This is a genomic window from Niastella caeni (assembly GCF_004834005.1).
Lineage (GTDB): Bacteria > Bacteroidota > Bacteroidia > Chitinophagales > Chitinophagaceae > Niastella > Niastella caeni.
Genome location: NZ_STFF01000008.1, coordinates 193,092 through 207,542, shown reverse-complemented (window position 1 = coordinate 207,542; position 14,451 = coordinate 193,092). Strand labels below are relative to the sequence as shown.

The window sequence follows — 14,451 nt, the reverse complement described above, 5'->3', positions numbered from 1 at the left end:
CCCGGAAAAGATGTATGATAAATTAATTATCGGCTGATGTAAAACAGCTTAAGGAAAGGTCAATTACAATAGTTCAGGATCACCCAAAGCCTGGGCTTGCTTACCATAAGGTATTATCCGGTAAATGAACTGAAAATTAGTGCAATAACACTAGTTGACTGAAACTCCGTGAATTGGCTGGCTAATGGCTTTGCCTTGTACGGCGGCAAATTATAACAGATTGAAGAAACATTCGATGGAATCTTTCTCATGGCTTTGTTTTTTCGGCTAATACTAAACTATGTGCGCTCCAATTGAACAGGTATGCAAGATACAAAGGTCTTGGAATATAACCCGAACGAATGCAAAGACAATTAAAAATTAGTGGCTCTTTTTATCAGAATTTACAAGGAACAACTTATCATGCGAGTTTAGTTATGACAGTTTTGACCCTTTTTCGGCATTGAATGCATCTACAATGCTACTCACGTCCTTCTGTTCCTGAAAAATTAGAAGTACTTCCTGTTTCTTACATCCTGCTTCGGTCTTTTTAATGAACGCACGTTTTACGCGCGTAGCGCAGATACCAAATAACTTATCTTAGAATGTAACTCCTCTGGCCGGAATGGTTTATGAATGAAATCAGTAAACCCTTTTTGCAAAAGATCGGCCTGCATATTATCATATACTGCCGCAGTAAATGCCACTGCAGGTATAGACGTATTGATCTTACGTATTTCTTTCAGGGCAGTGGCGCCATCCATTTCTGGCATTTCAAGGTCGATCAACAACAGATCGTACGTGCCTTTTTTGAACTGGGCCAGGGCTTCCCGGCCATTGGTAGCCTCGCTTACCTGTATGCCCCACTTGGTTAAAAATCTTTTAGCGATAGACAGGTTCACCGGGTTATCTTCTGCAATAAGTAATCGTATACCTTCCAGCGAATGGAGGTGCTTTATGTTGTCTTCATTAATATAGCGTTTCCTGTTCTCACAGATCTTCAGCTCAACAGTAAAGTGAAACGCACTGCCCTTTCCTTCCTCGCTTTCTAACAGCAGGTCGCTGTTAAACATATTAACGATACGCTTGGTGATGCTCAACCCCAATCCGGTACCGCCGTACTTACGTGTAGTATTTACATCAGCCTGTGTAAAGCTGTCGAATATTTCCTTGTGTTTATTTTTAGGAATGCCAATACCCGTATCCATCACAATAAACTGCAACGTTGATTTGGCGCTTGAGGAGAACAATTTACGAACCGCCATAGTGATGGTGCCCGCATGCGTAAACTTGAGGGCATTGGCCAGCAGGTTGCTCAGCACCTGGTTCAACCGGGTTTCATCGGTATAAAACTCTAAGTCGAGCCGGTCATCAATGTCTACTTTAAATTCAAGCCCTTTTGCTTTTATTTGCGGAGAGAACTGCGAAGCCAGCTTCTGCATAAACTCTTTAATGTTTACGGGCACATCTGCCAGTTCCACTTTTCCGGCTTCCATTTTATTGTAATCGAGGATATCGTTGATCAGCATCATCATGTGCTCAGATGAAAACTTCAAAATATCCAGGTGTTGCTCCTGTGTTGGTAAATGTTCTTCCTGCAATAACAGGTTCGACGCACCGATAATACCATTCAGCGGCGTACGCAATTCATGGCTCATGTTACTGAGGAAGCGTGATTTTGTTCGGGCAGCCGCTTCGGCTTTTTCTTTGGCCTTCATCAGTTCAAACTCGGCCATCTTCACATTCGTTACATCCAAAATACTGATCTTGGTGTAACCGGTATCTTTATAGGTAAAGGGCACCACACTTACAAAGCCATAAAAGGTACGGCCTGTTTTGGCCGTAAGGGTCAACTCGCCCTGCCAGGGACGCGATTCACCAGCCAGCGACTCTTTTATTGAGTTGAACTGTTTAATATGATGTTCTTCGAACCAGTCTTCAATGTTTGTTCCTTCAATTTCCCTTTTCTCATTCACCTCAAACAATTCCAGTGCCCGCTTGTTACAACTGGCAATTATATTCGACTGGTGGAAAATAATAAATACCCCATCGAGCGAAGTATTGAAGATGGTATCGCCAAATGTTTTTTCCTGTAGAATGGCTACTTCATTATCCTTATTCACCTGTAATATGGAGTAGGAAAAAATAATGGTCATGGCCAGCGAAATAACCAGGTTACCGCTATACAACTGAGTATACAGGGCCTCGTTAATATGCTGTATGTTGTTTATATACGGACAAATCTTTACACAGGCCAGTGACGATATAACCGTTATGGAGTATACAGATAACAGCTCTTTAAAATTACGCCTGATGCTAACCACAAACGTTAGAACCACGAAGTAAGGAAAATACAGCAGGTACTCCCCTGCCCGCAAGCCTTCTATATAACTTATTACAATGAGGTATAAGTTTATATTTATAACCGCAATGATACGGCCTGTTTCGAGCTTTCTTTTTGAACCAAAATAAAATGCCAGCAGGAAAAAATAAGCTGAAGTAATGTTTACTAACGCACTGATATATAGCTTATGATAAAAATAGGAGAAGACAGAGAAAAAATTAAGCAGCAGGGCAAGCAGTATAAACTGGTTGAAGCGGATGATTCTTTTACGTAGATCCTTGGAAACGCCCTCATACAAGCCAGAATGAACTATCTCCCTGTAAATAGACCAGACAAGATATAATATTTTCTCCTTCATAGAGTTATTGGATTAGAACGAAAGGTTTCATTCTACGGATGCCTAATTAACGAAAAAATGGATAAACTATTTTCCTATGAGTGGATCAAATTTCTCTAAAAAATTCATTTTCAACGAAAAAATTGACAGCGATTATCTTTATAGTTTGTATGAAGATGATTACCAGTACATAGAAGAGATCTTCGGCACAACGCTCGCGCACTTTGATGAAGATTATAATTCAATTAGAACTGCTTACGAAGCAAATAATTTATTGGAACTAAAAAAGGCAATACATAAAATTAAACCGACGTTTGGTTTTTGTGGTTTGCCGCTGGTGCAACATATTTGTAAGGAATTTGAAGATTTTTGTCAAAAAGCAAATACTTCAAATGAATTAAAATCCGAATATCAACAAATTGTAATTACATTAGCAGAGAGCAAAGAGCTTATCGCAACGGAATACAATAAGTTGAAAGAATTCAATTCCAATTTTTTATGAAATGGACCTGTGTCATTGTTGAAGATTTGCAGGTAGCCGCCGACTATTTGGTAAAATGCTGCGAGAAAAGTGCACTGTTGCAAGTGAAAGGACATTTTACCAATGTGGAGGAGGCGCTTGACTATCTTAATAAAAATTCCGTTGACGTATTGTTTCTTGATGTGGAAATGCCCGGCGCTACCGGGTTCGATCTGCTCGATCAACTGGCGTACTATCCCAAAGTAATTCTAACCACTTCCAAATCGGAATATGCGTATAACGCTTTCGAATACAATGTCACAGATTTTCTAAAAAAACCATTTACCTATCAACGTTTCCAGGAATCGCTGAATAAACTAACCACCCCTGCAGGAGAAAACAACATCAGTAGCACGGCTACCGATCATATTTTCATAAAATGCGACGGCAAGCTGGTTCGGTTAAACAATGATGATATACTGTTTATTGAAAGCATGGGCGACTATGTTAAGTTCGTAACCATCGATAAAAAGTATATCACCCATAATACCATCAAAAACCTGGAAGAAAAAGTAAACCGGCAGTGCTTTATAAAGGTGCACCGCTCTTACATAATAAATATCAATAAGATAGATGATATTCGCGAAAACGACCTGTTTATAAAGGGGAACGAGATCCCGGTAAGCAAGGCCCACAAGGCAGACGTTTTAAAGCGTTTAAACATTATCTGATCTTCATCGAAACTTTCTTGTTATTTACCGGCATAATTAACCCAAATAGCTAATAATTTTCTCTTTGCGGGTGTTCGTAACCATCTTTGTTACAACAAATAAGCCCCTAAACGCAGAACCATATATACTGTGTAACTTATTAATTGTGACGGTTATCAATTATAAACCCTATCCCTTGAAACGGAAAAAAAAGTGGAATCCAACGCTATGAAAACTAGTGCGATTTAAAAAATCTCCAGCCTGCTCATGATATGGATTTCATTAAAAGGTACCGAACCTCAAAAGGGTTCGGTTTCTTTTTTATACCGAATGCGGAAGGCTTAACGCTTAACGCCTAACGCGCAAAACCCGCCAATAGGAGCTTGCCTTAAGCGTTCTGCGTTTAGCGTTCAGCGAAATTTCTACCCAAACACCCCAGGTATATTGTACACATATTACACTTAAAATCCATTTACCCGGGTTTTTCCACCTAAAAATCGAAGGTTTCCACTTATTAGTCGAATAAAATTGAGATCCGGGGAAAGAATTAGCATCTTTGTTACAGATCAAAATTCCTGTAAAAAACCAAAAAAACCCGAAAGGGCAAATCCTGAAGAAGGCGTCACGGAGCCTGAAGATCCTGAAAAACCTCGTACCCAATTTATCCAACGATCCATTTGAAACCAACTAAAATCTCCTCGAGAAAACCCTAAACGATCCGATCCGATGAAAAATCCAAATTTGCAAAATCCATTATCTGAAAGGAGAACTACCCAACAAAATCTGAGCCTATAGATGAATTAAATTTACACTAGAGACTACCCAAAGATTATTGAATTAGAAAGCCGCCCCGTGAGGCGGTTTTTTTATTAAGGTACAAGGCCCAAACTTCGGGGCTCAAGCGTTTAATTTTCAATACTCCCCTTTTATCGTCCTTCCCTATATATCCAAAAGTTTATTTTTCTTACTTCCAGTTGTCTTGCTTGCGCCTTTCATTCTTTATGCCTTGGAACCTTGAACCTTGAACCTTGTGCCTTGAACCTTGAGCCTTGGAACCTTGTGCCTTGTGCCTTGATCCTTGTGCCTTGAACCTTGAACCTTGTGCCTTGAACCTTGTGCCTTGTGCCTTGGAACCTTGTGCCTTGAACCTTGAACCTTGTGCCTTGTAGCTTTAATTATCACATTGTTCTACGTTAATCCTATCTCATAATGCACCTCCGGTATTTCCACATCGGTAAATCCTTTTTTAATTAATCGCTGGCGGAATTGTTGTTGCACGTTATACTCGCCATGCACCAAAAACAAACGCTTTACCTGACGGGGGTCCTGGCAGGCCAGGAACTGGCTCAGGTCTTCATAATCACCATGGGCGCTCATGCTGTGTATGGCGTCTATATCAGCATGTACTTCATGCGATACCCCAAAAATTGATACTTCTTTCCTGCCCGATAATAAACGGCCACCTAACGAATCAGGCTCGCAATAACCGGTCATTAAAATGGTGTTGCGACTGTTCTCAATATTATTGCTGATATGGTGTTTTACGCGGCCGGCCTCTGCCATACCACTGGCCGAGATGATCACACAAGGTTCATTGCGAAAGTTCAGCAGTTTCGACTCCTGTACTGTTTTCACAAACTTCAATCCTTTGAAAGCAAACGGATCGGAGTCTGATTCCAGCACCCGCTGAATGGATTTATTAAAGTAACTGGGATATCGTTTAACCAGCGTAGTTGTTTTTACACTCAACGGACTGTCCACAAAATAATCCAGGTCGGGCAGGCGCCGCTCCAGCTCTAACTGGTTCAGGTGATATAACAATTCCTGTGTGCGTCCCACGCTGAAGGCCGGAACAATCAGTTTGCCCTTTTTCTGCAAACATGTCTTTTCAATCCAGGTCAACAACTGGTCGGGCGTAGTAACATTCAGTTCGTGCAGGCTGTTGCCATAAGTTGATTCAAGAATAATATAATCTGCTTGCGGAAACACTGCGGGCGAACGCAAGATCACATCCCTGTACCGGCCTACATCGCCGCTGAACGTGATATGCGTGACCTTACCATTCTCTTTTACCTTCAGGTTTACAACGGCACTGCCAATAATGTGACCGGCATCGGTATACATCAACTCCACAAAATCATCGATCGCATACCAATGGCCATATTCAACCGGGCGCAGGTATTTAAGCGCTTCTTCAGCATCGGCCACGGTGTATAATGGCAGCAGATAGGGTTGACGCTCTGCAGCTCGCCTCTTGTTCACGTACTTTACATCATCCTCCTGTATTTCGGCCGAATCAACCAGCAGGAGTTCCGTCAACTCCTTGGTAGCCGGCGTACAATAAATATTACCGGCAAACCCGTCTTTGGTTAGTTTGGGAATAAGACCGCTGTGATCAATATGTGCGTGCGATAATATAAGATGATCTACTTCGCCCGGATTGAAGCCCCAATGACGGTTCAAATTACTGGTAGCCTGTCCCAATCCCTGGAACATACCACAATCGAGCAAATACTTCCGGCCGTTATTCAACGTAAGCAAATGCTTCGATCCTGTAACAGTACGCGCAGCGCCGTGGAATGCGATCTTCATTGTTATAATGGTTTGTGGTTTGTAGTTTGTGGTTTATCGTTTGTGGTTCTTTAGTTTTGAGCCTCGCCCCTTTTTCAACATGCTATACCTTTTTGCCTGCGGCGTGCCCCTGCATTTGTATTCACTTTCGGCTTGCAGCTTCTTTCGCCTTAAACGACCAGGTTATAAAACATTCCGCTACTTTATCGCCTTGTTTGCTGGTGCCAGTTGATGTAGTAACACAAACCTGAGGTTCGCCGGTGGCAATGGCCTTTTCAATGGCGTTCAATAACAAGGCGCCATCTTTACATTCAAAGCGGGTACGGCCCGTTGCTTTCTTGAAATAATTGGCCTCAAATTTTACCACCAGCATCGATACGGCGGGTTTACGATCGTATACATGCGCCATAGCCAGCGAGCCGGTGCTCATTTCCGCAGCCATGGCCAGGCAGGCAAAATAGGTAGAACGGAAGGGATTTTGCGAGAACCATTTATACGGAACCGTTACCACACAATGCTGTTCATCGATCTCTCTTACGCGAACACCCGAAAAGAAAGCGGCGGGCAGCTTCCATAGCAGGAATACCCTGAATAAAACAGGGTTATTAAGTCGTTGGATGAATTTATTTGGCATGAAGGAAAGGTTATTCAGTTATTGAGTTATTGAGTTATTCAGTTATTGAGTTCGGGTTAACTTATGAACTGAACAACTCAATAACTTTCTTCAGTGAATGTAAATAAAAAATGCTCCCGGAGGAGCATTGATTTATAAAACTTCAATTTGATTCTTCAACAGGTCATCAAATTCATCGCGCTTACGAATGAGATGGGCCTTGCCATCTTTCACCAGCACTTCTGCCGGTTTAAGGCGGGAGTTGAAGTTGGATGACATTTCAAAGCCATAAGCGCCGGCATTATAAAACACCAGGTAATCGCCTTCCCGTACTTCATGCAACTTGCGGTCCCAGGCAAACGTATCGGTTTCACAAATGTTCCCTACCACCGTATAGATCCTTTCGGGACCGTTGGGGTTGGAAATATTTTCAATATGATGGTACGCTTCATAAAACATGGGACGGATAAGGTGGTTAAACCCGCTGTTCACCCCGGCAAATACCGTAGCAGGCGTTTGCTTTACCACGTTTGTCTTTACCACAAAATAACCGCACTGGCTTACCAGGTATTTACCCGGTTCAAACCACACCTGCAGTTTTTTACCGGTTTCTTTTTCATAGTTCTTAAATGCTATCGCCATCTTCTGACCAAGCGTATTCACATCCGTCTCCGGATCGTCGGGCTGGTAAGGCACTTTAAAGCCGCTGCCCAGGTCAACAAATTCGAGGTCGGGGAAATGGTTAGCAATTTCAAACATCACTTCCAACCCTTCGAGGAATACGCCGATGTCTTTGATCTCACTACCGGTATGCATATGCACGCCGGTCACTTTTATTTTGGCGCTTTTTACAACGCGTTCAATATGCCTGATCTGGTGAATGGAAATACCAAACTTACTGTCTACGTGCCCGGTAGAGATCTTGAAATTACCACCGGCCATGATGTGCGGGTTGAGCCGGATGCAAACAGGATAGCTGCCGCCAAACTTATTGCCAAATTGCTCTAAAATGGAAATGTTGTCGATATTGATATTTACACCCAGTTCTTTTGCAGCAACAATTTCCTGGAAGTCGACACAGTTAGGGGTATATAAAATATTCCTGGGGTCAAAGCCTGCCTTCAGGGCCAGCTTTACTTCATGAATGCTCACGCAATCTACACCCGCGCCCAGACTATTGATATACTTTAATATATTAATATTGGTAAGCGCCTTACAGGCATAGTAAAAACGGGCATTGATCTTGCCAAATGCACCTTTCAGCTTCTCGTATTGCTCTTTTATTTTTTCAGCATGGTACACGTATAATGGGGTACCGTATTCGTTCGCTAACTGAATTAAAAACTCTCTTGATAATTGCTGTGACATATTATGCGAATATAAGAAGAAAACCGCTGCAAGCTGTAAGCCATAAGCTGAAAGCAAATGCAAAACGCCAAAAGCCGAAGCGGAAAGACCTAAACCAATAATTGTTAAAATAACAATGCGCATTGGCCGGTTGGCGAATGCGCACAAGTAATATAAATCAGTGCATGAGATTCGGGAAGTTTGAGTAATGTGAGCCGTCTTGAATGGAAGAACCACAAACCATAAACCTCAAACCATAAACTGTTATTTCATTTCTCCATCCTTATCGTCAGCCTCGTCTTCACCATCGCCCTCTTCATCCTCATTCTCGGGAGAACCATGTTCTTCTATCAGCTCCCCGTCTTCATCAACCTTAAATGTGGTGGTATCGTCTTCGGTATAAGCATCTTCGTCTTCTTCTGGCGTAATGTAAGCTTCCTCTTCTTCAAACCCTTCCTGCTGTTCTTCTTCCTCCCCTTCTACTTCATTAAAAGTTTCTTCATCGTCTTCGTAAGCCTCTTCTGCAATTTCATCCAGCACTTCACCGGCCTCTTCATCCAATGCTTCGGCTTCTTCTTCAATCAATGATTCATCGGTATCCAATTCTACGCTCTCATCCTGCATTTCCAACGCTGCCTGGCCCTCGGCCGGTTCCTCCGCTTCTCCTTCTGCACCTTCTTCTGTAAATGATATGGCAGCACCATTCAGGTGTGTGCCATTCAAAGAGGGTTCAACAGTTCCTGTATCTTCTGCGGCGGGTGTTGTGCCTCCTTCACCAACCGCTGTTGGCAATACTATATTATCGTCGAATACTTCTTTCAGTTTCGGCAGGTCATCGGTAGTGTTCAGGCCGAAGTAATCCATGAAGTTTTTAGAAGTACCATACACCAGGGGATGACCGGGTTGGTTTTCATTACGGCCTGTAATAACGATGAGGTCTTTCTCGAGTAACTTCTGAATAGCATAATCGCTGCTCACGCCCCGGATGGCTTCAATTTCAGATTTTGTAACCGGTTGTTTATAGGCAACGATGCTTAAGGTCTCTAACGCGGCCGTAGACAGGCGCTTCAGGAATTTATCACCGTTTAACTGGGCAACGGTTTTATGAAAGTCTTTTTTAGTAAGGAATTGCCAACCACCGCCGCTCTCGCGCACTTCGAAGGGATAGAACTCGGCTTTATACTTCTCCAGGATCCCTTCAATGGCCGATTCAATCTGATCGAGCATGATCTTATCCTCCATAAAGCCGAAAGCATTATTGATCAGGTCAGTGATCTCTAATGTGGTCAATGGCTTCTCACTGGCAAAGATCAAAGCTTCTATATGGGGTATCAGGTTGGAAATTTCCATTTTTTTAGTTTATGGTTTCTGGTTTATAGTTTATTGTTAACCAGAAACAACACACTATAAACCATAAACTATCTTAACCTTGTAATGCAGCAGCACCGCTCACAATTTCTGTAAGCTCGGTAGTGATGGCTGCCTGACGGGCCCGGTTGTATGATATTTTATAGTGCTTTAATAACTCGTTGGCGTTTTCGCTGGCTTTATCCATCGCAGTCATCCGGGCGCCATGTTCTGAGGCATTGGCATCAAGTACTGCTTTGTATAATTGCGTATTCAGGATCTTGGGCATCAACTCAGCGATCAGCTCGTCTTTGGCAGGTTCAAAAATGAAGTCGCTCTTTTTAGCGCCTTCTTTCTTCTCTACTTTAGGAATAGGCAGGAAGCGTTCTACGGTAAACCGTTGAACCGCGGCATTGCGAAACTCGCTGTATACCAGTTCTATTACATCATATTCTTTTGCCTCAAAAGCTTTAACAGCAGCCTGGGCGGCAGCTTGTACGTTCTCAAACTTCAAACCGAGGAAAAGATCTTTATAGGTATCGCTAACCTTGTATTTATTTTTCTGGAAGTATTCAGTTCCTTTTTTACCAATGCCCCATACATGTACAGTGCCTTTGGCAGCCTGCGCGCTATACTTTTCCTGGATGGTAGTACGGGCCAGCTTTATTACGTTGGCATTGTATGCGCCGCACAAACCGCGGTCGCTGGTAATTACGATCAACAGCACTTTTTCAACAGGCCGTTCAGCGGCCAGCCCAATGCTTGCATCGCCTTCTGAGCTGCTTACGATGTTACTAAGCACTTCCTGCAGCTTGCGTGCATAGGGACGCATTTGAATGATTGCATCCTGGGCTTTTCTTAATTTGGCAGCGCTTACCATTTTCATTGCCTTGGTAATTTGCTGCATATTTTGCGTTGCCTTGATCTTATTACGAACTTCTTTTAACTGACCTGCCATATTGCAAAGTTGAAATGTTGATCACTGCCAGGGATTTAGCTCTACAAACAATTAATAATCAACAAAATAGAGTCAATAAACCTACCTGTAGTTTTAATCGGCTGCAAAGGTAGCGGAAAGAGGGGAAAATTCCTTGTTCTGTGTAAAATTCCGTATGGGATATGAGTTTCCTGCCACAACGGCCAGATATTCAGTTCCTGGTTCTTAGTTCTGAGTTCTTTAATGCTGGAATCCCTGTTTACTCGCTGCCTTGTTGCCTCTTTGCCTTTTTGCCTTGTTGCCGTCTACTTTCTTCATAGTCACAATCTAAAACATGTAGCTTCACGTATATACCCAATAACCCCATCCCATCATGCAAACCATTTTTATTACCGGCGGTACCGGGTATATCGGTACCCGGCTTATTAAAGCCCTGTTACAAACGGGCGGGTACCGCATCAAGGCGCTGGTGCGCGAAGGTTCAGCCCATAAACTGCCGCCGGGCTGCGAAGTGATCATTGGCAACGCCCTCGATGCCGCCACTTACGCAGCTTCGGCCGCCGGGGCCGATACGTTTATCCACCTGGTGGGCGTTCCCCATCCCTCTCCTTCCAAAAAAAACGCTTTTGAAACCATCGACCTGGTATCGGTTCAACAGGCCGCTGCGGTTATCCGCCACAACAAACTGCCGCATGTAATATATTTAAGTGTAAGCCAATACCCGGGCCGCATCATGAAAGAATACCGGGAAGTGCGGGCAGCAGGTGAAACGCTATTAAAAACAACAGGCGCCCGATGTTCCTTCATCAGACCCTGGTATGTACTGGGACCGGGTCATTGGTGGCCGGTAATGCTGTTGCCTTTTTATGGCCTGGCCCGGCTTATTCCCGCCACCCGCGAACAAAGCCGCCAGCAAGCCCTGGTAACAATAAAGCAAATGATCAGCACCGTTTACTTTGCTATTAATCATCCACCAGAAAATGAGATCAATATTTACAATGTTCCTGACATAAAAACGTTTTGAAGTAGCATGTTCGGGGTTTGATAAAAAGTAACCAATCGCGGGTTCGTACTGCCTTGTACTTATTTCTCCTATTTCATGCATTTGACAGAAATTTTCAGCACTTTTGTTATAAGATATGGCAAAAAAGAAGAAAGCAGCTCAACCCGTTATCCTGATAACGAATGACGACGGTATAACAGCGCCCGGTATTCATAACCTGGTAGAAGCAGTAAAGGATCTCGGAAAAATAGTAGTAGTAGCTCCCGATAAACCACAGTCTGGCATGGGTCATGCCATCACTATAGGTCAACCCCTGCGTCTGAGTTCAGTGACCACCTTCTTTGAAGGCGTGGAAGCATACCAGTGCTCGGGCACCCCGGTTGATTGTGTAAAGCTGGCTGTAGACAAAATACTGCGCCGCAAACCCGATCTATGCCTCAGCGGCATTAACCACGGCGCCAATCACTCTATCAACGTAATATATTCCGGCACTATGTCGGCCGCTGTAGAAGCAGCTATTGAAAGCATTCCTTCCGTTGGATTTTCATTGCTCGATTACAGTATTGAAGCCGATTTTACGGCCGCCCGTCAATACGCCCGTATTATTGTAGAGCAAATGTTGAAGAAAACGCCGGAGAAACATACGGTACTAAATGTAAACTTCCCTCCTGTTTCACCCGATCTTATAAAAGGCATTCGTATTTGCCGCCAGGCCTATGCGAAATATGAAGAAGACTTTGTTGAGCGCAATGACCCTAATGGACGTAAGTATTACTGGCTTACCGGTGAGTTTGTAAATTTCGACAAAGGAAAAGATACTGATGTGTGGGCGCTTAAAAATAACTATGTTAGTGTTGTACCGGTGCAATTTGACCTCACCAATTATCAACTGAAAGATAAGCTCGAAAAAACCTGGAAACTGTAATGTTCAAAAAAGACAACCTCCGTTTTGGCATGTTGCTGGGCTTTATCGCCCCCCTGTTAAGCCTTATAGCCTATTATTTTATTAAATTTTATCCGCTCTTCAGTGTAAAAGACTGTTTGAATTTTATTGCAGCCAACAAAAACCAGATCACTGCTATTTCAGTGCCCTGCCTGGTTTTGAATATTGCGCTGTTCACATTTTATATCAACACCCGCCGCGATAAAACCGCCAAAGGCATTTTTGCCATCACGCTTATATATGCGATAGCGGCATTGTTACTAAAGTTTATTTTGTAGTAGCTTGTGTCAATAGTGAATTCTAAAACAGTTACCGGTTACAGGTTACCGGTTGCCAGGCCCTACAATCGAGACCGCAAACTATTTTCATGCATCCCGCAATGCAGTCCCCTTCCTGGTAACAGGCAACTGGTAACTGGCAACTTTCTCTTATCTTTACCCAATGCGTTATTACATTATAGCAGGTGAAGCTTCTGGGGATTTGCACGGTAGTAATCTTATCAAAGAGATCAGAAAAACAGATGCCGCAGCATCCATCCGGTGCTGGGGTGGCGACAGAATGCAACAGGCAGGCGGCGACCTGGTGAAGCATTACCGCAAACTGGCATTTATGGGTTTTTGGGAAGTGGCCAAAAACCTGGGCACCATTTTAAAGAACCTGCAGTTTTGTAAAGATGATATCACCAAATACAAACCCGATGCGCTCATCCTCATCGATTACCCGGGTTTTAACTTACGCATAGCCGAATGGGCAAAACAACAAGGTTATAAGATCATTTATTATATCTCACCGCAGGTATGGGCCTGGAAAGAGAACCGCGTTCACAAGATGAAGCAATGCATTGATAAAATGCTGGTGATCCTGCCATTCGAAAAAGAATATTACAAAAATAAATGGAACTGGGAGGTTGATTACGTAGGGCATCCATTAATAGAAGTAGTGGAAGAAGCGCAACTGGCGCCGGACAGTAAGCCATTGGCCAAAAAGCCCATCGTGGCATTATTACCAGGTAGCCGTAAACAGGAAATTCTTAAAAAGCTACCGATCATGCTGGAAGTAAGCCGCATGTTCCCTGCCTGCCAGTTCATTGTAGCCAAAGCGCCGGGGCAGGAAGATAGTTTTTATGAATCGGTACTGGCCATGTATCCCAATGTTTCATCGGTGCGTGACGCTACCTATTCTTTGTTATTACAATCCCGGGCAGCCTTGGTTACATCGGGCACCGCTACACTGGAAACGGCATTGTTCGGCGTTCCGGAAGTAGTATGTTATAAAGGAAGCAATATTTCGTACCAGATCGCAAAAAGGCTTATCAAGGTCAAATACATTTCGCTGGTAAACCTGATCATGGATAAACCAGTGGTAAAGGAATTAATTCAAAACGAACTAACGCCGGGCAATCTGCGTAAAGAGCTGGATGCGTTGCTCACCAATGAAGCCACCCAACAACAATTACGGGAAGATTATTCCAATCTGCGGCAATTACTCGGCCAGGGCGGGCATGCGTCTGCAAGAGCAGCGGCCATTATAGCAGAATTTTTACAAAAGAAATAAAGAGCTTTTTACAGGTTGTCAGATGCAAGTTACAGATTACATGTTCCGGGGCTTATTGCCAGTCTCCGATTTCCCCCCTTGTATTCCCTGCAACCTGAAACCTGGACCCTGTAACTGCCCCCGGTAACCGGTAACTACTTCTTCATCGTCACCAGCTTCACTATAATAACGATCAATGCTATCAGGAACATGAACAGCGAGATCCTGTTAATGCCGTGCATATAGCGCATCCAGGTAGAATGCGGTGCCTTCGGATCGCGTTTTTTCAAGTAGAAATATTCCTGCAGTTGTCTCCAAACTCCCATA

Annotated in this window: 13 protein-coding genes; 6 read left to right on the top strand and 7 right to left on the bottom strand. The window is 43.4% G+C overall.

Annotated features, from left to right (window positions below):
• Positions 1-545: 545 nt before the first annotated feature.
• On the bottom strand, positions 546-2,681 hold the full coding sequence (locus FAM09_RS24385) for a response regulator (RefSeq protein ID WP_136579781.1): 2,136 nt from the start codon (positions 2,679-2,681) through the stop codon (positions 546-548).
• A gap of 76 nt (positions 2,682-2,757) precedes the next feature.
• Between FAM09_RS24385 and FAM09_RS24380 the strand changes: the two genes are divergently transcribed.
• Positions 2,758-3,162, top strand: a complete 405-nt coding sequence (locus FAM09_RS24380) for an Hpt domain-containing protein (protein WP_136579780.1) — start codon at positions 2,758-2,760, stop codon at positions 3,160-3,162.
• Complete coding sequence (locus FAM09_RS24375; RefSeq protein ID WP_136579779.1) at positions 3,159-3,851, top strand: LytR/AlgR family response regulator transcription factor; 693 nt, start codon at positions 3,159-3,161, stop codon at positions 3,849-3,851. The genes FAM09_RS24380 and FAM09_RS24375 overlap by 4 nt, the downstream gene beginning before the upstream one ends.
• Positions 3,852-5,018: 1,167 nt before the next feature.
• On the opposite strand, the gene FAM09_RS24370 is transcribed toward FAM09_RS24375, so the two are convergent.
• From FAM09_RS24370 to atpG, 5 genes are all read right to left on the bottom strand, one after another.
• A complete protein-coding gene (locus FAM09_RS24370; protein ID WP_136579778.1) occupies positions 5,019-6,422 on the bottom strand; it encodes an MBL fold metallo-hydrolase RNA specificity domain-containing protein in 1,404 nt (467 codons plus the stop codon).
• A 121-nt stretch (positions 6,423-6,543) separates the two neighbouring features.
• The gene (locus tag FAM09_RS24365; protein WP_136579777.1) at positions 6,544-7,035 is read right to left on the bottom strand and encodes a DUF4442 domain-containing protein; all 492 of its coding nucleotides are present in this window, start codon (positions 7,033-7,035) and stop codon (positions 6,544-6,546) included.
• Between the two features lie 132 nt (positions 7,036-7,167).
• Positions 7,168-8,382, bottom strand: a complete 1,215-nt coding sequence (gene lysA / locus FAM09_RS24360; protein WP_136579776.1) for a diaminopimelate decarboxylase — start codon at positions 8,380-8,382, stop codon at positions 7,168-7,170.
• A gap of 243 nt (positions 8,383-8,625) precedes the next feature.
• Positions 8,626-9,711, bottom strand: coding sequence for an SMC-Scp complex subunit ScpB (scpB, locus tag FAM09_RS24355; RefSeq protein WP_136579775.1), 1,086 nt, complete (start codon positions 9,709-9,711; stop codon positions 8,626-8,628).
• A 73-nt stretch (positions 9,712-9,784) separates the two neighbouring features.
• Positions 9,785-10,666: an ATP synthase F1 subunit gamma gene (gene atpG, locus FAM09_RS24350; protein WP_136579774.1), complete on the bottom strand. Its 882-nt coding sequence runs from the start codon at positions 10,664-10,666 to the stop codon at positions 9,785-9,787.
• A gap of 352 nt (positions 10,667-11,018) precedes the next feature.
• Here atpG and FAM09_RS24345 point away from each other — a divergent pair, with 352 nt between their 5' ends.
• The 4 genes from FAM09_RS24345 to lpxB all read left to right on the top strand — a co-directional run bounded on the left by FAM09_RS24345 (position 11,019) and on the right by lpxB (position 14,145).
• Positions 11,019-11,669, top strand: coding sequence for an NAD-dependent epimerase/dehydratase family protein (locus FAM09_RS24345; RefSeq protein ID WP_136579773.1), 651 nt, complete (start codon positions 11,019-11,021; stop codon positions 11,667-11,669).
• A 115-nt stretch (positions 11,670-11,784) separates the two neighbouring features.
• Positions 11,785-12,573 (top strand): 5'/3'-nucleotidase SurE, encoded by a 789-nt coding sequence (gene surE, locus FAM09_RS24340; protein WP_136579772.1) that lies wholly within the window; start codon positions 11,785-11,787, stop codon positions 12,571-12,573.
• Entirely contained in the window at positions 12,573-12,869 is a 297-nt protein-coding gene (locus FAM09_RS24335) for a hypothetical protein (RefSeq protein WP_136579771.1), read from the top strand. The genes surE and FAM09_RS24335 overlap by 1 nt, the downstream gene beginning before the upstream one ends.
• Positions 12,870-13,032: 163 nt before the next feature.
• Positions 13,033-14,145, top strand: coding sequence for a lipid-A-disaccharide synthase (lpxB, locus tag FAM09_RS24330; protein ID WP_136579770.1), 1,113 nt, complete (start codon positions 13,033-13,035; stop codon positions 14,143-14,145).
• Positions 14,146-14,279: 134 nt separating this feature from the next.
• Here the strand turns inward: lpxB and FAM09_RS30935 are convergent, their stop codons facing one another.
• Entirely contained in the window at positions 14,280-14,450 is a 171-nt protein-coding gene (locus FAM09_RS30935) for a DUF6728 family protein (protein WP_166437258.1), read from the bottom strand.
• Between the last annotated feature and the right edge of the window lies 1 nt (position 14,451).